The organism is Pseudomonas sp. GW456-12-1-14-TSB6, assembly GCF_059424205.1.
The window spans coordinates 33,294-56,461 of sequence record NZ_JBWKZE010000015.1; the positions used below are offsets into that span (position 1 = coordinate 33,294).

Annotated in this window: 10 protein-coding genes; 6 read left to right on the forward strand and 4 right to left on the reverse strand. The window is 63.2% G+C overall.

Going from position 1 to position 23,168, the window contains the following annotated elements; all coding sequences use genetic code 11:
* Position 1: 1 nt before the first annotated feature.
* Positions 2-13,003 (reverse strand): non-ribosomal peptide synthetase, encoded by a 13,002-nt coding sequence (locus AC07Y2_RS15730; RefSeq protein WP_103386328.1) that lies wholly within the window; start codon positions 13,001-13,003, stop codon positions 2-4.
* Between the two features lie 379 nt (positions 13,004-13,382).
* Here AC07Y2_RS15730 and AC07Y2_RS15735 point away from each other — a divergent pair, with 379 nt between their 5' ends.
* Positions 13,383-13,937, forward strand: coding sequence for an RNA polymerase factor sigma-70 (locus AC07Y2_RS15735; RefSeq protein ID WP_011335256.1), 555 nt, complete (start codon positions 13,383-13,385; stop codon positions 13,935-13,937).
* A gap of 72 nt (positions 13,938-14,009) precedes the next feature.
* Here AC07Y2_RS15735 and AC07Y2_RS15740 read toward each other — a convergent pair whose 3' ends face one another.
* The 3 genes from AC07Y2_RS15740 to AC07Y2_RS15750 form a co-directional block, all read right to left on the reverse strand.
* Positions 14,010-15,023, reverse strand: a complete 1,014-nt coding sequence (locus AC07Y2_RS15740; protein ID WP_103386329.1) for a GNAT family N-acetyltransferase — start codon at positions 15,021-15,023, stop codon at positions 14,010-14,012.
* A gap of 87 nt (positions 15,024-15,110) precedes the next feature.
* Entirely contained in the window at positions 15,111-15,908 is a 798-nt protein-coding gene (locus AC07Y2_RS15745) for a substrate-binding periplasmic protein (protein WP_103386330.1), read from the reverse strand.
* A 91-nt stretch (positions 15,909-15,999) separates the two neighbouring features.
* Positions 16,000-16,623 (reverse strand): TetR/AcrR family transcriptional regulator, encoded by a 624-nt coding sequence (locus AC07Y2_RS15750; RefSeq protein ID WP_039770393.1) that lies wholly within the window; start codon positions 16,621-16,623, stop codon positions 16,000-16,002.
* Between the two features lie 194 nt (positions 16,624-16,817).
* On the opposite strand from AC07Y2_RS15750, the gene AC07Y2_RS15755 reads away from it, so the two are divergent.
* Genes AC07Y2_RS15755 through AC07Y2_RS15775 form a run of 5 tightly spaced genes read left to right on the forward strand, consistent with a single transcriptional unit; the run spans position 16,818 to position 23,091 of the window.
* Entirely contained in the window at positions 16,818-18,608 is a 1,791-nt protein-coding gene (locus tag AC07Y2_RS15755) for an acyclic terpene utilization AtuA family protein (protein ID WP_103386331.1), read from the forward strand.
* Positions 18,609-18,620: 12 nt separating this feature from the next.
* Positions 18,621-19,490, forward strand: a complete 870-nt coding sequence (locus tag AC07Y2_RS15760) for an SDR family oxidoreductase (RefSeq protein ID WP_103386332.1) — start codon at positions 18,621-18,623, stop codon at positions 19,488-19,490.
* A 3-nt stretch (positions 19,491-19,493) separates the two neighbouring features.
* Positions 19,494-21,110 carry a geranyl-CoA carboxylase subunit beta gene (atuC, locus tag AC07Y2_RS15765; RefSeq protein WP_103386333.1) on the forward strand — a complete coding sequence of 539 codons (1,617 nt, stop codon included), beginning with the start codon at positions 19,494-19,496 and terminating at the stop codon, positions 21,108-21,110.
* A gap of 29 nt (positions 21,111-21,139) precedes the next feature.
* Positions 21,140-22,297 carry a citronellyl-CoA dehydrogenase gene (gene atuD / locus AC07Y2_RS15770; RefSeq protein WP_103386334.1) on the forward strand — a complete coding sequence of 386 codons (1,158 nt, stop codon included), beginning with the start codon at positions 21,140-21,142 and terminating at the stop codon, positions 22,295-22,297.
* Positions 22,294-23,091: an enoyl-CoA hydratase/isomerase family protein gene (locus AC07Y2_RS15775; RefSeq protein ID WP_103386335.1), complete on the forward strand. Its 798-nt coding sequence runs from the start codon at positions 22,294-22,296 to the stop codon at positions 23,089-23,091. Before atuD ends, AC07Y2_RS15775 begins: the two co-directional genes overlap by 4 nt.
* The last annotated feature ends 77 nt before the right edge of the window (positions 23,092-23,168 follow it).

Here is a 23,168-nt window from a genome sequence, read left to right on the forward strand (position 1 = left end):
ACTACAAGCCTTCCAGCTCTGCCATCAGGTCATTGAGACGATCAACCTTCTCCTCGGTAATGTCGCTGGCCGCCAGCCCTTCGATGTACCCGGCCAGTTCCTCCACCGTGCTGCATTCGAACATCGCCCGCAGCGGAACGTCCCGTTGCAGGGCTTTCTGCACCCGCGAGGCGATCTGCGTGGCGAGCAGCGAATGGCCGCCGAGTTCGAAGAAGTTGTCACGTACCCCGACCTTCTCGACCTTCAGTACCTCGGCCCAGATATCGGCCAGGGTCTGCTCCAGCTCGCTGCGCGGCGCCAGGTAATCCTGGCTTTGCAACTGGCCGATCTCCAGCACCGGCAAAGCCTTGCGGTCGAGTTTGCCGTTGGCGTTGAGCGGCAACCGGTCGAGCCACAACCAGTGCAGGGGCACCATGTATTCCGGCAGTTCGGCGCGCAGGCGTTGCTTGATCCGCTCCAGGCGTTCGCTTTGGTTCAGTGCGGAATCTGCGGCCACCAGATAGCCGACCAGATGCTTGCCGTTGACGCCTTCCTGCACGCCGACTGCCCCGTCTCGGACTTCCGGTTGCTCGTGCAGCCGCGCCTCGATTTCACCCAGCTCGATCCGGTAACCGCGGATCTTCACTTGATGGTCGACCCGACCGACGTACTCCAGCACCCCGTCACTGCGGCGGCGCGCCAGGTCACCGGTGCGGTACAGACGCTCGCCCGGCGCACCGAACGGATTCGGCACCAACACCGGCGCGGTGCGCAGCGGATCGCTGACATAACCGCGTCCGACACCAGTGCCCGCCACGCACAACTCGCCCACCGCACCCAACGGCACCAGATCCAGCGCGCCGTCGAGCAGATAGAGCAAGTTGTTGTCGGTCGGCGTACCGATCGGCAGGTAACTGCCGCGAGTCGAGGCCATATCGACGCGGAAGAACGCCACGTCGTCCGAGCATTCCGCCGGGCCATAGGCGTTGACCAGACCGATGTCCGGATAACGCAGCAGCCATTGGTGCGCCAGTTCCGGCGGCATCGCTTCACCGGTCGGCAACATCCAGCGCAGCCCGTCGAGGCTCAGACGATCCGAAGCGAGCATGCCCTGAATCAACGACGGCACGCTCTCCAGCACGGTGATGCCCTGCTGCTGAACATGCACCAGCAAGCCTTGCGGATCGTGGGCGATGATGTTCGGCACGATGTCCACCCGCGCCCCGAACAGCGGCGCGGCGAGGAATTGCCAGACCGAAATGTCGAAACTTTGCGAAGCGGTCTGGGCGATCACATCAGCGTCGCTCAGGTTCAGGTACGGCACCTTGCTCAACTGGTTGTTGAGCATGCCGCGCTGTTCGACCATCACGCCTTTCGGCAACCCGGTGGAGCCCGAGGTGTAGATCACGTAGGCCAGGTTGTCCGGGCCGCTGAAGATGCCCGGATTCGCCGACGATACCGCACCGGCCTGAACCTCCTCCCACACCAGCAGGCGTGGACGGTTGGCGCAACTGAACTCATCGAGCAAGGTCGTCGCCTGTTCACGGCAAGCCTCGGTGCACACCAAAACAGGAGTGCGACTGAGCTCGATAATGCGTTGCAGACGCTGGCTCGGCAGGCCCGGATCCAGCGGCAGATAACCGGCACCGGCCTTGAAGCTGCCGATGATCATGCCCAGCAGATCCAGATTCCGTTCACCCAGCAGCGCCACCGGTTGATCCATCTGCACCCCGGCCGCGACCAGTGCATGACCGAGACGGTTGGCGTTCCGGTTCAGCTCGGCATAGCTCAGTTGCTGATCGAGGCAACTGGCGGCGATGCGTTGCGGATGTTTCGCGACCTGCGCTTCGAACAGTTCGACGTAGCTCTGCTCCAGCGGATAGTCGTGCTCACTCTGGTTGCAGCCGTGGAGCAGGAAGTCCTGTTCCTCATGGCCCAGCAGCGGCAGGTCGGCCATGTCGCCATGGAAGCCATCGACCAGCGCCAGCAACAGACGCTTGAACTCAGCGAGCATGCGCACGATGGTCGACTCGTCGAAGTAACGCTGGTCGTAGGACAGATGCAGACCGAGGTCATCACCCGGATAGCAAACGGCGGTCAGCGGGAAGTTGGTGTGGGTACGGCCCGAGTCCGAGGTCGCGTTGAGGCTCTGCGCGCGGTCCAGCACCGAGACTTCCACCGGGGCGTTTTCGAACACGAACAGGCTGTCGAACAGCGGCTGGCCTTTCGGCAGTTCGCTCTGCTCCTGAATGTTCACCAGCGGCAGGTATTCGTACTCGCGCAGTTGCATGTTGCTGTCGAGCAGACCGCTCAACCACTGGCGCACGCTGACACGCTGATCGTCCGCCGGGATCTGCACCCGCAGCGCGATGCTGTTGATGAACAGGCCGACGGTGCGTTGCATCTCCGGCATCTCCACCGGGCGTCCGGCCACGGTCACGCCGAACAGCACGTCGCGATCACCGCTCATGCGGCGCAGCACCAGTGCCCACGCCGCCTGGGCGAAGGTGTTGATGGTCAGTTGATGGGCCTGGGCCAGCTCACGCAGACGGGCGCCGTCCTCGACATTCAGTCGGGTGTAGCGGTCACCGACGATCATGCCGCCGCTTTCGCCGGCGTGTTCACGCAGGAACGGACGGTCGCTCGGGATCGGCGTGGTGCGCTCGAACCCTTGCAGGTTCTGCTGCCACCACTGACGCGCTTCGGCCAGGCTCTGGCGTTGCAGCCAGCCGATGTAATCGCGATAACGCGGCGGCACCGCCAATTGTGCTTCGCGACCTTCGCCGAGGGCCGTGTAGATCTCGAAGAAATCGTTCATCAGCAGCGAGCGGCACCAGGCATCGATGAGGATGTGGTGGTTGCTCATCATGAACCAGTAACGCGCCGCGCCGACCTTGATCAGGCGCAGGTGAAACGGTGCCTGATTGAGCAGATCGAACCCGGCCTCGCGTTCAGTCTTGAGCAGCGCTTGCAGTTTCGGCTCCTGCTCGGTTTCGGCGATGGCGCTCCAGTCCAGGTACTCGATCGGCGTGCGCCCCGGCGTATGAATCACTTGCAGCATGTCTTCGCCGACGTTCCAGCAGAACGATGCACGGAGCGCTTCATGACGGGCGACCACTGCTTGCCACGCCTGGGCGAAACGCTCGGGGTCGAGTTCGCTGTTGATGCGATAGCGATCCTGCATGTAATACAGACCGGTGCCCGGTTCGAGCAAGGTGTGCAGCAGCATGCCTTCCTGCATCGGCGTCAGCGGGTACACGTCCTCAATGTGCGCCGCCGGCACCGGCAGTGCGTCAAGTTGCGCCTGGGTCAGTTTCGCCAGCGGGAAGTCCGACGGCGTCAGGCCACCGGCCTCGTCCTGCAGGCAATGTTCGATCAGGCTCTGCAACTCGCCGACGTAGGCATCGGCCAGCTCGTTGATGGTCTGCGCGTCGTGGCGTTCGGCGCTGAAGGTCCAGCGCAGCAGCAGTTCCCCGCCATACACCTGACTGTCGACACTCAACTCGTTCGGCAACGGTGCGTGCGGATCGTGGGCGGCGCCGACCGACTCATCCAGTGGCCGGAACAGCGCGTTGCTGCCGAAACTCTGGTCGAACTGGCCGAGGTAGTTGAAGGTAATCGGCGCATTCGGCAACGCCGCCATGCTCTGACGGCTGGCGTCATCGGCCAGATAACGCAGCACGCCATAACCGAGACCTTTGTGCGGCACGGCGCGCAGTTGCTCCTTGATCGCCTTGATCGAAGCGCCCTGCCCCGCAGCCTCTTCGATATTGTGCGGGGTCAGGCGCAGCGGATAAGCGCTGGTGAACCAGCCGACGGTGCGGGTCAGGTCGATCTCGTCGAACAGGGTTTCGCGGCCGTGACCTTCCAGTTGAATCAGTGCCGACGGCTGACCGCTCCAGCGGCACAGCACGCGGGCCAGCGCAGTCAGCAACAGGTCGTTGACCTGCGTGCGATAGGCGCTCGGTGCCTGTTGCAGCAGTTGCTTGGTGCGCTCGGCATCCAGACGCACGCTGACGGTTTGCGCATGGCGATTCTCGCGACCGCCCTCAGGACGTTCGCACGGCAAATCGGCAGTCGGACCGGCCAGTTGCGCTTGCCACCAGCTCAGTTCTTCACGCAGGGATTCGCTGCCGGCGTAAGCCTGCAAACGCGCCGCCCAGTCCTTGAAGGCACTGGTTTTGGCCGGCAGTTTCACCGACTGATCGGCGTCGAGCTGGCGATACACGGTTTGCAGATCGTCGAGCAGAACGCGCCACGACACACCGTCGACCACCAGGTGATGGATCGCGATGAACAGCCGTTGCTGAGCGTCCGGCCCATCGACCAAAACTGCGCGCAGCAGCGGGCCCTGGGCAAGGTCGAGACTGCGCTGGGCGTCGGCGAACAGTGCGGCGCACTTGTCCATCGACGGCACGCGAACCTGCCACAGCACGGCGGCATCGGTGACCGGTTGATGGGTCGCTTGCCATACGCCGTTGACCTCGCTGAAGCGCAGACGCAGGGCGTCATGCTGCTCGATCACCGCCAACAGTGCTTGCTCCAGACGGTGCTGTTCCAGCGCAACCGTCGGTTCCAGCAGAAGCGCCTGGTTCCAGTGCTGGCGCTCGGGAATCTCGGTGTCGAAGAACCAGTGCTGGATCGGTGTCAGACGCGATTCGCCCGTCACCAGACCTTGCTCGGCGGTCACGGTTTCACTGCGGCTGGCAACAGCCGCCAGGGTCTGCACGGTCTGGTGCTGGAACAGATCACGCGGGCTGAAGTGAATGCCCTGCTGGCGCGCGCGGCTGACCACTTGAATCGACAGGATCGAGTCGCCGCCCAGTTCGAAGAAGTTGTCGTTCAGACCGACCTGCTCGACGTTGAGCACCTCGCACCAGATCTGCGCCAGGGTCTGCTCCAGCTCGTTGCTCGGCGCCACGTAATCCTGACGATTGAGCTCCGGATCCGGTGCCGGCAACGCGCGGCGGTCGAGTTTGCCGTTGGCGGTCAGCGGCATGCTCGCCAGCAGGATCAGATGGGTCGGCACCATGTAGTCCGGCAATTGCGTCTTCAGGTGCGCCTTCAGCGCGTCGCGCAGTTCGGCCTGCTCGGCTTCGCTTCGCGAAGCGACCTCGGTCACGAGATAGCCGACCAGTTGCTTGCCGCTCGGCGCATCCAGCGCCAGCACCACCGCTTCGCGGATCGAATCGTGATCGAGCAGGCGGGTTTCGATCTCGCCCAGCTCGATGCGGAAACCACGGATCTTCACCTGATGGTCGATCCGCCCCAGGTATTCCACCAGACCGTCGGCGCGCTGGCGCACCAGGTCGCCGGTGCGGTACATGCGCCCGCCATCGATGGCAAACGGGTCGGCGACGAAACGTTCGGCGGTGATGCCTGCACGCTCGTGATACCCCACCGCCAGACCGGCGCCACCGACGAACAATTCACCGGTCGCGCCTTGCGGCACCAGCGCCAGATCGGCGTCGAGAATGTAGGCCACGCGATCACCGATCACGCTACCGATCGGCACACTGCCGGCGCCCTCTTCCAGCACTTCCGGCGCAAGGCTGGCCAGCGGCATGACCACGGTTTCGGTCGGGCCGTAAGCGTTGAAGAACAGACTCGGCTTGAACGCTGCGCGAATCCGTTGCAGGTGTTCGCCAGTCAGTGCTTCGCCGCCGGTGATGATCATCCGCACCGGCAAAACCTCGTTTTGCTTCGCGAGGAATTGTGCCAACTGGCTGCCGTAGCTCGGGGTGAAACCGAGAATATTGATCCGGTGTTCACGGATCAGGCCGCAGATTTCTTCCGCGTCCCACTGACCTTGCGCACGCAGCACCAACTGCGCACCGCTGAGCAGCGGCACCAGCAGACGCTCGGTGGCGGCGTCGAAGTTGATCGAATAGAAGTGCAGTTCGCAGTCGTCCGGACGCATGCCGAAGCGCTCGATCACCGCCTGGCAGTGCATGGCGATTTCCCCGTGGGACACCACCACGCCTTTCGGCTTGCCGGTGGAACCCGAGGTGTAGATCAGGTACGCCTGATGCTGCGGCAGGCTGATAAAGGGCAGCTCGGTGGCCGGATAATCGGCCAGCGCGGCGCTGTCATCCTCCAGGCACCAGCGCGCCACGTTCGCCGGCAGTTTGCCGAGGGCTTTGAACATCGCCCGGTCGCTGAGCAGCAGGCCGACGCGGCTGTCTTCGATCATGTAATGCAAACGGTCGAGCGGGTACTCCGGGTCCAGCGGCACGTAGGCGCCGCCGGCCTTGAGGATCGCCAGCAGGCCGACGACCATTTCCAGCGAACGCTCCAGCGCCAGACCGACCCGCACTTGCGGGCCGACACCGCGCTCACGCAGGGCCCAGGCCAGGCGATTGGCGCGAGCGTCGAGTTCGGCGTAACTGAGGGTCTGCCCGGCGAAAGTCAGGGCCGGCGCATCTTTGCGCGCCAGCGCCTGCTCGGCGAACAGATGATGAATGCACTGGTCGAGACGAAGCTCGCCCGGCTCGACACCAAGGCTGTCGAGCAATTGCTGTTGCTCAGGCGCATCAAGCAACGGCAGTTCGCTGAGACGCTGCTGCGGGTCAGCGATCAGCGCTTCCAGCAGGTTGCGCCAGTGCTTGGCCATGCGCGCAATCGTCGGCTCGTCGAACAGATCGGTGCTGTAGGTCAGGCAGCAACCAAGGCGATGGTCGAGGTCGGTGACCTCCAGGTTGAGGTCAAACTTGGTCGCCCGCGCATCGTTGGCAAGGTACTCGACGGTCATGCCGGCGAGCATGCGGCTCTGCTGGAATTCCCAGCGCTGCACGTTGCACATCACCTGGAACAACGGGTTGTAGGCGGCGCTGCGCGGAGGCTGCAACGCCTCCACCAGATGGTCGAACGGCAGGTCCTGATGGGACTGACCTTCGATCACGGTGTGGCGCACCTGCTCGAACAATTCGCCGACCGACATCTGGCCGTCGAGCTGGCAACGCAGCACCTGCGTGTTGAGGAACGCACCGATCAAGCCTTCGCTTTCCGGGCGGATACGGTTGGCCACCGGCGCGCCGATGCGCAGATCGGTCTGGCCGCTGTAGCGGTAAAGCAGTGTGGCGAGGGCGGCGGTCATGGTCATGAACAGGGTCAGACCGTTCTGCGCGTTGAACGCGCGAACCCGCGCGGCAAGATCGTCGCTAAGGTCGAAACGGAACAACTCGCCCTGGTGACTTTGCACTGGCGGACGCGGACGGTCGCCCGGCAGTTCCAGCAGCGGATGTTCGCGGCCCAGTTGTGCGGTCCAGTAGTCGAGCTGACGCTGACGCTCACCGGATTCCAGCCAGTGGCGCTGCCACACGCTGTAGTCGAGGTACTGCACCGGCAACGGTTCCAGCGGCGATTCGCGGTCGTCGACGAACGCTTCGTACAGTGCGCTGAGTTCACGGGCGAAGATGTCCATCGCCCAGCCTTCGGTGACGATGTGGTGCAGGGTCAGGACGAAGTAATGCTCCTGCTCGGCGGTCTTGACCAGGCAGGCGCGCAGCAGCGGGCCGGTCTCGAGATCGAACGGCAGGTGCGCTTCATCGTCGGCCAGTTGCTGGACCTTCTGCTCGCGCACATCGGCGGCGAATTTCGAGAAATCCTTCCAGTCCATACGCACGCCAGTCTCGGCATGCACTTGCTGACGGGCCACGCCGTCGATGCTCGGGAACGTGGTACGCAGGGTTTCGTGACGCAAGATCAACGCTTGCAGCGCCGCCTCGAAACGCCCGACATCCAGCACGCCCCGCAGGCGCGCCATGCCGCCGACGTTGTACGCCGGGCTGTCCGGCTCCATCTGCCAGAGGAACCACATGCGCTGTTGCGAGTAGGACAGCGGCACCGGTTGGCTGCGATCAACCTTGTTGATCGGCGGCTGTTTGTTGGTGCGACCGCTGGCCTGGATCTGGCGGATCTGCTCGGCAAAATCACCGAGCTCGCTGTGTTCGAACAAGGCACGCAACGGCAGCTCGACGTCACAGGCCTGACGGGTGCGGGAGATGATTTGCGTGGCCAGCAGCGAGTGACCGCCGAGGGCGAAGAAGTCGTCGCGCAGGCCGACCTGTTTCAAGCCCAGCACTTCACGCCAGATCGCGGCGATTTGTTGTTCCAGCTCGGTAACCGGCTCGACGTGTTCGCGCACCTGCCATTGCGGCTCGGGCAAGGCGCGGCGGTCGAGTTTACCGCTCGGGCTCAGGGGCATGGCGTCCAGGCGCATCAGTTGCGCCGGGACCATGTATTCCGGCAGCTCGGCGGACAGTGCGGTTTTCAGGCGAGCGATTTGCCCGTCCTGATCTTCACTGGCATCAGTGGCGGTGAAGTAGCCGATCAGTTGCGGGCCGGCGACGGTTTCGCGCACCAGCACGGCGGCCTGGGCGACGCCATCCTGAGTGAGCAAACGGGCTTCGATTTCTTCCGGCTCGACGCGGAAGCCACGCAGTTTGATCTGCTGATCGAGACGGCCGAGGTATTCGATCACGCCATCGTTCGTCCAGAGTGCGCGGTCACCGGTGCGGTACAGACGCGCGCCCTGCTCGCCCAGCGGATCGACCACGAAACGCTCGGCCGTCAGCGCCGGACGGCCGAGGTAACCACGAGCCAGACCGATGCCGCTGATGCACAGTTCACCCGGCACACCGGCCGGCACTGGATTGAGATCGCTGTCGAGCACCCGGCAAACGACGTTGCCCAGCGGACGGCCAATCGGCGAACGCTCGCCATCCGCCACGCTGCAATGCCAGTGAGTAACGTTGATCGCGGTTTCGGTCGGGCCGTAACGATTGTGCAGCTGCACCGCCGGCAGTTGCGCCAACACGCGGTTGCGCAGTTCCGCCGGCAGCGCTTCACCGCCGGAGAACACGCGGCGCAGGCTGGTGCATTCGGCACTCAACGGTTCGTCGATGAACAGCGAAAGCAGCGGCGGCACGAAGTGCAGCGTGGTCACGCCGTACTGCTGAACCAATTGCGCAATGCGATGCGGATCGCGGTGTTCGCCGGGGCCGGCGATCAGCAGGCGCGCACCGGTGATCAGCGGCCAGAAGCATTCCCACACCGACACGTCGAAACTGATCGGTGCCTTTTGCATCAGCACGTCGGTGTCGTTCAGGCGATAGGTGTTTTGCATCCATTGCAGGCGCTCGGCCAGCGCCGCATGCGTGTTGCCCACACCTTTCGGCTGCCCGGTGGAGCCGGAGGTGTAAATCACGTAGGCGAGATTGTCGCCGTGCAGATGCAGACCCGGTGCTTGGCTCGGCCAGTTCTCCAGGTGCAGGGTGTCCATGGCGATCACGCTGACGCCTTCGCTGGCCGGCAAGCGGTCGAGCAATGCCGTCTGGGTCAGCAGCAGTTCGACGCCGCTGTCGCTGAGCATGTAGGCCAGACGCTCGGCCGGGTAATCCGGGTCCAGCGGCACGTAGGCGCCACCAGCCTTGATGATCGCCAGCAGGCCGATCAGCAGTTGCGGCGAACGCTCGGCGGCGATGGCCACGCACACGTCCGGGCCGACGCCCTTGTCGCGCAGGTAATGGGCGAGACGGTTGGCCTGGGCTTGCAGTTCGGCGAAGTCGAGGCTGCCGCCGTCCCACACCAATGCCGTGCGTTCCGGGGTCTGACGGGCCTGTTCATTCAGTAGCTCCGGCAGCCATTGTTGCGCCGGGGTGCACGGAGCGATGCTCCATTCGCTTTGCTGAGTATTTTCGGCGGCGGTCAGCAGTGGCAGGTCGCCGATGGCTTGGTCCGGACCTTCGCAGACAGCACGCAGCAGGTTGCTGAAATGCTCGGCGAGGCGCTCGATGGTTGCGGCGTCGAACAGCTCATCGGCATAGTCGAAGGACAGCGTCAGGCGACCGTTACGGTCTTCTTCACCGTGCAGTTGCAGATCGAACTTGGCCTCGCGACTGTGCCACGGCAGTTCTTCGGCGAGCAGGCCCGGCAGGCGCTTGAGCGCACTCAGGTCGCGTTGCTGGTGGTTGAACATGACCTGGAACAGACCTTGTTCGCGGGCCTGCGGGAAGGCTTCCAGCAGTTGTTCGAACGGCAGGTCCTGATTCGCCTGGGCACCGAGCGCAGCCTGACGGGTTTGCGCCAGCAGTTCGGTGAACGGCAGTCGTGAATCGACGTCGGCACGCAGCACCTGAGTGTTGATGAAGAAGCCGATCAGGCCCTGGGTTTCCAGACGCGGACGGTTGGCGTTGGGCACACCGATGCGGATGTCGCGCTGGCCGCTGTAGCGATGCAACAGGCTTTGGAAAGCCGAGAGCAGCAGCATGAACGGTGTGGATTGATAGGCCTGGGCCGTCTGGCGAATGGCGTCGCTGAGGCTGATCTCCAGACGAACGCTGTGGCGTGCGGCGCTGTGAATTTGTTTGGCAGAACGCGGAAGGTCGGTCGCCAGTTCCAGAGTCGGATGCTCATCGCCCAACTGCGCTTTCCAGTACGCCAGTTGCCGCTCGCCCTCGCCTTGCGCCAGCCATTGGCGCTGCCAGCTACCGTAGTCGGCGTATTGGGTTGGCAGCGGCGCCAGTTCCGCGCGCTGGCCTTGGGACGCGGCGGCGTACAGACGCGAGAACTCGTCGATCAGCACGTTCAGCGACCAGCCGTCGGCGATGATGTGGTGCAGAGTCACCAGCAACTGGTGATCTTCGTCTTCGAGGCGCACCAGCGTCACCCACAGCAGCGGGCCCTTCTCCAGGTCGAATTGGGTGCGGGCTTCGTCCTCGCGGATCTGTAGTGCGCGGGCTTCACGTTCGGCGACGGGCAGGTCGCTGATGTCGATCAGTTGCAGGTTGAATTCGCCCGCTGCTTCAACCTGTTGCAGGGCCACGCCGTCGCGCTCGAAGAAGCGCGTGCGCAGGGATTCGTGGCGTTCGATCAGTTGTTGGAAACTGGCGCGCAGGGCGTCCTCGTCCAGTTCGCCACGCAGGCGCAGGGCGCCGGGAATGTTGTAGGCGCTGCTGTGCGGGTCGAGCTGCCAAGTGATCCACAGACGGTTTTGTGCCAGGGATTGCGGCAAGGCTTCGTTGCGCGACAACGCGGTGATTTCGCCTTGGGCGCTGCCGCCGTCCTGTTGCTGTTGCGCCACGGCGGCGGCGAACGAAGACAGGGTCGGGGCTTCGAACAGCAGACGCAGATTGAGCTCCAGGCTCAGCTCTTCGCGGACCTTGGCGATCACCTGGGCGGCGGCGATCGAGTTGCCGCCGAGCAGGAAGAAATGGTCGTCGGCGTTGACCTGTTTGACGTTCAATTGCTCGGCCCAGATTCTGCCGATCAACGCTTCCAGTTCGGAGGCGGACGCGGTCGACTCATGAGCGGTTTCAGCGGTGGCCGACGGGAACACCGCGTAGCTGTCGAGGCTGCCGTCGGCCAGACGATTGCGGCAGGCCGAACGTTGCAGCTTGCCGCTGGAAGTCTTCGGCAATGCGCCCGGATTGAGCAGCACAACCACGCTCGGTGCTTCCTGATACGCCTCGGCCACGGCCTGGCGAATGGCTTTGATCAATGCTTCGGGCGGGAGGATTTTCTGCACGCTGCGGCTGATTTCCGCCGCGATGCCGATGCCCTCCTCGCCATTCTGATTGACCGCAAACGCCGCAACGCGGCCCTTGCGCACCACTTCCACTTCGTTCTCGACAGTCTTCTCGAGGTCCTGCGGATAGAGGTTGTGACCGCGCACGATCAGCATGTCTTTCAGGCGACCGGTGATGAACAGTTCACCGTCGCGAATAAAGCCCAGGTCACCGGTGCGCAGCCAGGTCTGGCCGGCGTGCTGGACGAAAGTCTTGGCGCTGGCCTCGGGGTTGCGCCAGTAGCCGAGGGCGATGCTCGGGCCGGCGGCCCAGACTTCACCGACGGCGTTGTCGGCCAGTTCTTCAAGGGTGTTCGGTTCGACGATCAGCACCGCATGATCGGGCTGACTGATGCCGCAGCTCATGATCGGGCTGCCCTCGCCCGGCTCGGCACGGTTCTGCGCCAGGGCTTGATCGTCGACGCGCAACGCCGGAATCCCTGTGCCGCGCGGTGTGCCGGCGACGAACAGGGTCGCTTCCGCCAGACCGTAGGACGCCATGAAACTGCTTTCGCTGAAACCGCACGCGGTGAATTTCTCGGCGAAGCGTTCGAGGGTGTCGAGCCGGATCGGCTCGGAGCCGGAATAGGCCACGCGCCAGCGGCTCAGGTCGAGGCGTTCCAGCGCCGATTCGCTGACCCGCTCGCTGCACAGACGGTAAGCGAAGTCCGGGCCGCCGCTGATGGTGCCGCCGTATTGGCTGATCGCTTCGAGCCAGCGCAACGGCCGGCCGAGAAAGTACGCCGGCGACATCAGGATGCACGGCACGCCACTGAAGATCGGTTGCAGCAGACCGCCGATCAGGCCCATGTCGTGGTACAGCGGCAGCCAGCTGACGATCACGTCGTCGGGGTTTACGTCGATACCGAAACCGTGGCGGATCAGCAGTTCGTTGGCCACCAGATTGCCGTGGCTGACCTGCACGCCTTTGGGCAGCGCGGTGGAGCCGGAGGTGTATTGCAGGAAAGCAATATGGTCTGTCGGAAGGGCCGGCTCGACCCAACGCTCGGCCAGCGAAGCGTCGAGGGTATCGACGCACAACAGCGGCGGCGCGCCTTCGATTTGCTGCAGGGCGTCGCGCAGGTCGGCGCTGGTCAGCAGCAGGCGCGGCTCGGCGTCGGCGATGATCGACAGCAGGCGTTCCTGATGGTGACGCTTGGCGGACTCCGGCGGGTAAGCCGGCACCGCGATCACGCCCGCGTACAGGCAACCGAAGAATGCCGCGACGTAATCCGGGCCACTCGGAAACAGCAACACCGCGCGATCACCGAATCCGGCCTCGGCCTGCAACGCTGCGGCAATGGTGCGCGCGCGCTGATCGAGTTCGCGATAACTGAGCACCACAGCCTGTTCCTCGGTTTCGGCGAGAAAACGCAAGGCCAGCCGATCCGGCGTCAGGGCCGCGCGGCGCTGGAGGGCTTGGACCAGGGTGCTGGGGAGTTCGAACGCGTCGGTCATGAGGTTTCCTGCCTGAATTCGGCTTGCTGGTGGAATCGGGTTGACTGCGGCATGCCCGTGCAAGGCATGCGGGACACGGTCTTCGCCGACCGTGCAAGGCATTGGAATGCGGTAGGTCCGGAGCTGCGCACCCGGAGCCATTCACCAATGAGAACGGATGACGTCTTGAAATAATTAGTCGGCAGGCTGGATCGCCAACGGGGCTGGGCGCTTGTGCGAGTGCGGCGGCGTGTCGCAGTTCTCAGATCGCACTGTTATGGATCATTAGTTCCCTTTCTCAATTGACAATCATTATCATTCAACATAATTTGTCGCTCGATATGTAGGACGGCCCCGCCCCCAGGCGTCCCACTAACCTATTGGCAGCAAGGTGATTTCCATGACGGAACAAGTATCCACAAGCAGGTGCGATTCACCGCTACTTCAGGCATTCGTCGACAATCGACTGATTCTGGTCAAGATTGCAGCCCGCATTACCGGCTGCCGGTCACGCGCCGAAGATGTGGTGCAGGATGCGTTCTTCCGACTGCAGTCGGCACCGCCGATCACGTCGTCGATCAAGGCCCAGCTGAGTTATCTGTTCCAGATCGTGCGCAACCTGGCGATCGATCACTACCGCAAACAGGCGCTGGAGCAGAAGTACGCCGGCCCCGAGGAGGAAGGGTTGAACGTGGTCATTCAGGGCGCTTCGCCGGAAACCTCGCACATCAATTTCTCGACCCTGGAACACATCGCCGACGCGCTGACCGAGCTGCCGGTCCGCACCCGCTATGCCTTCGAGATGTACCGTCTGCACGGCGTGCCGCAGAAGGACATCGCCAAGGAACTCGGTGTTTCGCCGACCCTGGTCAACTTCATGATTCGTGATGCGCTGGTGCACTGCCGCAAGGTCTCGAGCAGTCGCGCTGATGCAGTGACCGCAAACCGTCGCTGATAAAAACCGGTCGCAAAAAAAGATCGCAGCCTTCGTCGAAGAGCTGCGATCTTTTTTGTTTTCAGCGCAATGTCACACCAGCGTGCACCGGTCGAAGAACCGCTCGCGACCGAGAATCATCAGCGCCGCGCGCTTGTGCGGGAAGTCGAATTCCTTCTCGCAGTGGAAGCACTGGTTGTGCATATGGCCGATCATCTTCGCGTTGTCGGCGCGCGGTTCGGCGACCACTCGCTGAGTGCGAGGATCATCCAGGAACAGGTAGTGCACCAACGCCGACAGCCAGCTCGCCACTTTGTGCGGCCCGCGATGGTTTTCTTCCCCGACCAGCATGTGGATGCCGCGGTCGTAATTGTCAGCATCGTAGAACGGCGCGATGCGATCTTCCTTGGCCCAGTAGGCTTCGAAATAAGCGAACGGCTGGTCGTCGAAACAGCCAATCAACGTCAGCGTGTGCGGATCGGCCTCGAGCTTGCTCAGGTACTCGCGATGCTGCTCGAGGCTGCCCTCCTCCTGCCAGAAACTGGCGACTCGCGGACTGTTCTGCCAGCGATTGAAACGCGCAAGATCCTGCTCGATCTCAACCGTACGCAGGGAAATCCACGCACCGAGACGCGCATCGAAACGCCGATAAACCTCACCCCTCGGTTTCACCGGTCGCAGCGGATGACGCTTGCCGTTGCTGATGACCATCTGCTGCGGATAACTGCCGGTCAGGGAGGTGCCGAGCCACGGCTGCGGCAGTTGCCAGAACAGTGTGCGCTCGCAGCGATATTCGCCTGCCACTTCGGTGCCCACCAGCAAACCGCTGAGCAAGGCTTCGGTCGGCGCCTGGTCCAGTTGCCAGATCAATTGCTGACGCGCCGGATCCCGGGCAAACAGCCAGTAACAGGCCGCCCACAGCGCCTGGCCTGGCGGCAGCGCGTAGCGTTCATCGATCTGGATCGACCCCTGACCTTCACGATCAAGGCGCAGGCGAATCAGCGGTTGCCCGTCCAGGCTCAGGCTCAGACGGCTTTCGGTGGCATCGGCTACCAGTTGGCTGCCCGAAGGCAGGGCCAGGGCAGTCAGGTCATTCAGATTGGACATGGGTCGGGCTCACGATAATCGTCGACAGTTCAACGATGGGACGTGAGCCGGGGCGGGAAATTTAGGCCGGACGCGAAAAACCGCAGCTCATTGATGCGGCACCGGCACCACCGCAATCTTGTACGGATCGAAGATCTTGAGCATCTGCCCGTTGTCGCGCAGGCCTTGCAGCAGCTTGCCGAAGGCTTCGCCGGTGATCGGTGCCTTCGGACTGAGAATCGCGTAATGGTGGTAGATCTGGTCGATGCGCTGGGACACCAGCAACTCGTCGCGCACCTTTTCGTTGCGCAGCAGGTAATCGAACAGGTACGAGCGCGTGACCAACGCAATGTCCGCGCGCCCGCGCAAGACCATCAGCAGGTTGCTGTCGTGGGAATAGGTCAGCGTGGCGCTGTAGGTTTCGGCGAGGTACTTGGGATCGGCGTTGAAGTTGGCGAATTCGTAGTGATAGCCGCTGTACAGCGCCAGCCGTTTGCCCTTGAGATCGGCGAAGTAATTCTGTTGGCGTCCGGGCTTGTTCTGCGCGACGAAAATCTCTGCGTCCTCAAGCCCCATGTCGACGGTGATGTGGGGAATGTCTTTCCAGCCCCACTCCGGGTTCTCGAAGATCGCCATGTCGGTGCGGCCATCCTTGAAATCGCCGAACCGGCGAGGAATCGAGGTGGGCACCAGTTCGAAACGATACTCGCTCTGGGCGCTGTTCAAAGCCGCGACCAGTTCCGGCAGCAGGCCGGTGTCGGCGCCGTTTTCCGGGCGAATGGTGTAGGGCGGAAAATGCGCCGCGCCCACCCGAACCACTTGCGCCGCCGGAGCAGGCAATACCCATAATGCAGCCAGCGCTGCGAGCATCAGCCCGGCGGCCGTCCGAATTGGCGAAGACTTCAAAACAACCCACTCCCCGAAAAAGTACCGATCATTGCATTCAAGCTAGGCGGTTTCGCCAAGTTAGCCAGTTTCCCGACCCGATAGAAAGCGCCTAGCGCTCTTCGAGCACCAGAATCAGCGCCTCTTCGGCCAGTTGATCCAGACTCAGACTGCCGCCGGCACGGAACCATGTGGTGGTCCAGGACAATGCGCCCGTGAGAAAACGTCGGGTAATGAACACGTCGCCACGGATGAACCCCGCCTCTTTGGCTTCGCCCAGCACTTGCAGCCAGAGGTCTTCGTAGATGTCGCGCAGCGCCAGCACTTTGGTCTGACCGTCTTCGGACAGCGAGCGCCACTCATACACCAGCACCGCCATCGCCTCGCCGCTGCCGCCCATGATCGACTGCAATTCGCAGCGGATCAGCGCCAGCACCCGCTCGCGCACATCGGCCGCGTCAGCCAGGGCCGCACGCATCAGCGCGGTGTTGTAGCGGATGGTTTCTTCCATCACCGCCCGCAGGATTTCATCCTTGCTCTTGAAGTGATGAAAGATGCTGCCGGACTGAATCCCCACGGCACCGGCCAGATCGCGCACGGTGGTGCGCTCGTAGCCTTTGTTGCGGAACAGGTGGGCCGCCACTTGCAGCAGTTTGCCGCGAGCGCTGTCCGGATCGGTCAGCTGGCCGGCATCGACCAGTTCACGCATGACCCTCAGGGCTTTTTGCTCGTCCACCCGTTCTCTCCTACAGTCGATCAGTCAAATGCGCCGTACGCCGCAGAAACGGCGGGGTTGCGCGGGCAATTTAAGCCGCCGGCGGTGACCAAGCAAGCGCTTGGGCAGAAGATAATTTCAGCTGTTTACAAACCAAGCGCTTGCTTGGTAGCCTCGATGCACTTCTGTCACAGGTTGCTGAGTCGGAGATCAAAATGCCCACCACGGTTCGCATCGGATGCGCCAGCGCATTCTGGGGAGACACCTCGACCGCCGCCGCGCAGCTCGTGGCCGCAGGACAGCTGGATTATCTGGTCTTCGACTACCTCGCCGAAATCACCATGTCGATCATGGCCGGCGCCCGCATGAAGGATCCGCAGGCCGGGTTCGCCGGTGATTTCATCGAAGTCCTCGCGCCCCTGCTGCCGCAACTGGCCGAACAGAACATTCGCGTTATCAGCAATGCCGGCGGGGTCAATCCAAAGGCCTGTGCCGCCGCGCTGCAAGCGGCCTGCGACAAGGCCGGCGTATCGTTGAAAATCGCCGTGCTGTCGGGCGATGACCTGCAACCCCACTTCAAACACCTCGCCTCCCAAGGCATTACGGAAATGTTCAGCGGCGCCCCGCTGCCGCCGATGTGCGTGTCGACCAACGCTTACCTCGGCGCGCCGGGCATTGTCGAAGCACTGCGCCTGGGCGCCGACATCGTCATCACCGGCCGGGTGGTCGACAGCGCAGTGGTCAGCGCCGCGCTGGTGCATGAATTCGACTGGTCGTGGCACGACTACGACAAACTCGCGCAAGCCGCCCTGGCCGGGCACATCATCGAATGTGGCGCGCAGTGCACCGGCGGTAATTTCACCGACTGGCGCGACGTCCCGGATTACGAACACATCGGTTTCCCGATCGTCGAGGTCAGCGCCGACGGTCAGTTCATCGTCAGCAAACCCGAAGGCTCCGGCGGGCTGGTCACGCCGCTGACTGTCGGCGAGCAGATGCTCTACGAAATCGGTGATCCGCGGGCTTATCTGTTGCCCGATGTGGTCTGCGATTTCAGCCAGGTCAAACTCCAGCAACAAGGCAAGAACGCCGTCCGGGTCCACGGTGCCAAAGGCTTGCCGCCCAGCGACCAATACAAGGTCAGCGCAACGTACCCGGACGGATTCCGTTGCACCGCCAGTTGCCTGATCGCCGGCATCGATGCCGTGGAGAAAGCCCGGCGCGTCAGCCAGGCGATCCTCGACAAGACCTCGGAAATGCTCGAACAGAAAGGCCTCGGTCCCTACACCGAAACCCACGTCGAACTGCTCGGCAGCGAAGCCACCTACGGTCCTCACGGCCAGCGTCGGGACAGCCGCGAAGTGGTGATCAAACTCGCCGTGCGCCACCCGAACAAACAAGCCTTGATCCTGTTCTCCCGGGAGATCGCCCAGGCCGCCACCGGCATGGCGCCGGGCCTCACCGGTATCGTCGGCGGGCGGCCGACGGTGTATCCGCTGATCCGGCTGTTCTCGTTCCTGATCGACAAAAGCGCCTGCACCTTGCAGATCGACATCGCCGGCGAATCTCACCCGCTCGCCCTGCCCGTCCCCGCCGCCCTCGACAGTCAGGATCTGCCCCTGCCCCACGAAACGCCCAAACCCCAGGGCCGCGCCGACGCGAGTGTGCCACTGGTGAAGCTGGCGGTGGCGCGCTCCGGCGACAAGGGCAATCACAGCAATATTGGCGTCATGCCGCGCCGTCCCGAATACCTTCCGTGGATCGCCGAAGCGCTGACCCCGGCGGTGGTCGTGGACTGGATGAGCCATGTCCTCGACCCGATTCACGGCCGGGTCGAGCGCTGGTATCTGCCGGGCACCCACAGCCTCAACTTTCTGCTGGAAAACGCCCTCGGTGGTGGTGGCGTGGCGAGCCTGCGCATCGACCCGCAAGGCAAGGCCTTCGCCCAACAACTACTGGAAATCCAGATCCCGGTGCCGCAGAGCATCGCCGAACAGTTCGACTAGAGGATTGGCACCATGGCGTTCGAATCGATTTTCAGGGCTGATCTGTTCAGCGGTCAGACCGTCATCGTCACCGGCGGCGGCAGTGGCATCGGGCGTTGCACCGCCCATGAACTCGCGGCGCTCGGGGCCAACGTGGTGCTGGTCGGTCGCAAGCCGGAAAAGCTGCAAACCGTCGCCGCCGAGATTGCCGAGGACGGCGGTCGCGCCCACTGGAAGGCCTGCGATATTCGTGACGAAGAAGCGGTGAAGACACTGGTCAGCGAACTGATCCGCGAACACGGCCCGATCCACGGGCTGGTCAACAATGCCGGCGGCCAGTACCCGTCGCCCCTGGCCTCGATCAATCAGAAAGGCTTCGAAACCGTACTGCGCACCAATCTGGTCGGCGGTTTCCTGATGGCCCGGGAAGTGTTCAACCAGTCGATGAGCAAACACGGCGGCAACATCGTCAACATGCTCGCCGACATGTGGGGCGGCATGCCCGGCATGGGCCACTCCGGCGCCGCGCGTTCGGGCATGGACAACTTCACCAAAACAGCGGCGTTCGAATGGGGTTATGCCGGCGTTCGAGTGAATGCGGTAGCCCCGGGGTGGATCGCTTCCAGCGGCATGGACACCTACGAAGGCGCGTTCAAAGCGGTGATCCCGACCTTGCGCGAACACGTGCCGCTCAAGCGCATCGGCACCGAATCGGAAGTCAGCGCGGCGATCGTGTTTCTGCTCAGCCCGGCTGCCGTGTTCATCAGCGGCAGCACCTTGCGCATCGACGGCGCGGCCAGTCTGGGCAGTCGTGCGTGGCCGTTGCACAAGGCGACCCACAGCGAATCCTTCAACGGTTTTCACCGGGCTTACATGCCGGATGTCTTGAAGGACAAGGAGTAAGCCATGCCGGTCATTCAATCCCGACTCGACCCACACAGCGAAGCCTTCGCCCGCAACCGCGCAGCGATGCTCACCGCCATCGAGCAAGTCCAGCAACTCGAACAGAACCTGCTGAACAAGGCGGCCGAGGCCAAACCGAAATTCGACAAGCGCGGGCAACTGCTGCCCCGTGAACGTCTGAATCTGTTGCTCGACCCCGGCGCGCCGTTCCTCGAACTGGCGAGCCTGGCCGGCTACAAACTGCACGACGACAAGGACGGCAGCTCCGCCGGTGGCGGCTTGATCGCCGGCATCGGTTACGTGTCCGGCGTGCGCGCCTTGATCGTGGCGAACAACAGTGCGATCAAGGGCGGGACGATTTCCCCGTCGGGCCTGAAAAAATCCCTGCGTCTGCAACAGATCGCCCAGGAAAACAAACTGCCGGTCATCACCCTCGCCGAAAGTGGCGGCGCCAACCTCAATTACGCGGCAGAAATTTTCGTCGAAGGCGCACGCAGCTTTGCCAATCAGGCGCGGATGTCGGCCATGGGTTTGCCGCAGATCACTGTGGTGCACGGCTCGGCCACCGCCGGCGGTGCCTATCAGCCGGGGCTGTCGGATTACGTGGTGGTGGTGCGCGGCAAGGCCAAGCTGTTTCTCGCCGGTCCCCCATTGCTTAAAGCGGCGACCGGTGAAGTCGCCACCGACGAAGAACTGGGCGGCGCCGAGATGCACGCGCAAGTCGCCGGCACCGCCGAATACCTGGCCGAAAACGACGCCGACGGCGTGCGTCAGGTGCGGGAAATCGTCAGCCTGCTGAACTGGAACGAGCAACTGCCGTGGCTGCCCGAGCCGCCATTCAAGGAGCCGCTGTACCCCATCGACGAACTGCTCGGGCTGATCCCGGACGACCCGAAAAAACCCTACGACGTGCGCGAAATCATTGCGCGGATCGCCGATGAGTCGCGCTTCCTGGAGTTCAAGGGCGAGTTCGATCAGCAGACCGTCTGTGGCCACCTGAAGATTCAGGGTCGCGCCTGCGGCTTCATCGGCAACAACGGCCCGATCACGCCCAATGGTGCGAGCAAGGCGGCGCAGTTCATTCAACTGTGTGATCAGAGCCAGACGCCGCTGCTGTTTTTCCACAACACCACCGGGTTCATGGTCGGCACCGAATCGGAACAGCACGGCGTGATCAAGCACGGCTCGAAACTGATCCAGGCCGTGGCCAATGCGCGGGTGCCGAAACTGACGATTGTGGTCGGCGGCTCCTACGGCGCAGGCAACTACGCGATGTGCGGACGCGGGCTCGATCCACGCTTCATCTTCGCCTGGCCCAACAGCCGCACCGCCGTGATGGGCGGCGCCCAGGCCGGCAAGGTGTTGCGCATCGTCACCGAAGCCAAACAGCTCAAGGACGGTCTGGTGCCCGATCCGAAAATGCTCGACATGCTGGAGCAGGTCACCGCGCAGAAACTCGACAGCCAGTCCACCGCCCTCTACGGCAGCGCCAACCTGTGGGACGACGGGCTGATCGACCCGCGCGACACCCGCACCCTGCTCGGTTACCTGCTGGACATCTGCCACGAAGCCGACATCCGCACGTTGCAACCCAACAGCTTCGGCGTCAGCCGGTTCTGATCGCCACGGTTTAAAGGAGAACAATAAAAATGATCTTCACCCCGGAACACGAAGCGCTGCGCCGTACCGTCCGCCAGTTCGTCGAGCACGAGATCAACCCCCACGTCGATGAATGGGAAAAGGCCGGGCGCTTTCCGATCCACGAGATTTTCCGCAAGGCCGGCAACCTCGGTCTGCTGGGGATTTCCAAGCCGGAAAAATTCGGCGGCATGGGCCTGGATTACAGCTATTCGATCGTCGCCGCCGAAGAGTTCGGCACCATCCACTGCGGCGGCATTCCGATGTCGATCGGCGTACAAACCGACATGTGCACCCCCGCCCTCGCCCGCTTCGGCTCCGATGAGTTGCGCGAAGAATTCCTGCGTCCGGCGATCACCGGCGAGCAGGTCGGTTGCATCGGCGTCTCGGAAGTCGGCGCCGGCTCCGATGTCGCCGGGCTCAAGACCACCGCGCGCAAGGATGGCGACGACTATGTGATCAACGGCAGCAAAATGTGGATCACCAACTCGCCGAGCGCCGACTTCATCTGCCTGCTGGCCAACACATCGGACGACAAGCCGCATATCAACAAATCGCTGATCATGGTGCCGATGAACACGCCGGGCATCAGCCTCAGTTCGCATCTGGACAAGCTCGGCATGCGCAGCTCGGAAACCGCTCAGGTGTTTTTCGACAACGTGCGCGTGCCCCAGCGCAATCGCATCGGCCATGAAGGCGCCGGGTTCATGATGCAGATGCTGCAGTTCCAGGAGGAACGCCTGTTCGGCGCGGCCAACATGATCAAGGGCCTGGAATACTGCGTCGACAGCACCATCGAGTACTGCAAGGAACGCAAAACCTTCGGCAACGCGCTGATCGACAACCAGGTGATCCACTTCCGCCTCGCCGAATTGCAGACCGAAATCGAATGCCTGCGGGCGCTGGTCTATCAGGCCACCGAGCAATACGTCAAAGGCCAGGACGTCACCCGACTGGCTTCGATGGCCAAGCTTAAGGCCGGGCGTCTCGGCCGTGAAGTCAGCGACAGTTGCCTGCAATACTGGGGCGGCATGGGCTTCATGTGGGACAACCCGGTAGCCCGCGCCTACCGCGATGTGCGGCTGGTATCGATTGGCGGCGGCGCCGACGAAATCATGCTGGGGATCATCTGCAAACTGATGGGCATCCTGCCGGGGAAAAAGAAATGAGCGCCCTGCCCGATTGCCAGACGCTGCTGCTGGAGCGGCACAACGGCGTGTTGCACATCACCCTCAATCGCCCGGACAGCCGCAACGCCATGAGCCTGCAAATGGTCGGCGAGTTGCGCGCGGTACTGGCCAACGTGCGCGATGACCGCAGTATTCGCGCGCTGGTGCTCAGCGGCGCCGGCGGGCATTTCTGCGCCGGCGCTGACATCAAGGACATGGCCAACGCCCGCGCTCAGGGCAGAGATGCCTATCGCGAATTGAACCGAGTCTTCGGGTCGTTGCTGGAAGAAGCACAGCACGCACCGCAAGTGCTGATCACGGTGCTACAAGGCGCGGTGCTCGGGGGCGGCTTCGGCCTGGCGTGTGTCAGCGATATCGCCATCGCCGATCATCAAGCGCAATTCGGTTTGCCGGAAACCAGCCTCGGCCTGCTGCCGGCGCAGATCGCACCGTTTGTGGTGCAGCGCATCGGCCTGACCGAGACCCGACGCCTGGCCCTGACCGCCGCCCGCTTCGACGGCCATCAGGCCCGGCGTCTGGGGCTGGTGCATTTTGTCGAACAGGATCCACAGGCGCTCGCCGAGCGACTGGATGAAGTGCTCGATCATGTCTTGTGTTGTGCCCCCGAGGCGAATGCTGTGACGAAAAAACTGCTGCTGGCCAGCGCCGGCCAGCCGTCGAGTGAATTGCTGGACGAAGCCGCGCAGTGGTTCAGCGCAGCGGTGACCGGCGCCGAAGGCATAGAAGGCACGATGGCGTTTGTGCAAAAACGCAAACCGAGGTGGGCCTCCTGAAAGCTTCGTCGGAACGCCGCCCGGAGCAAGCCCGCGATGAGGCCCTTCCATTCACCGCCAAAAACTCAGGAAAATTA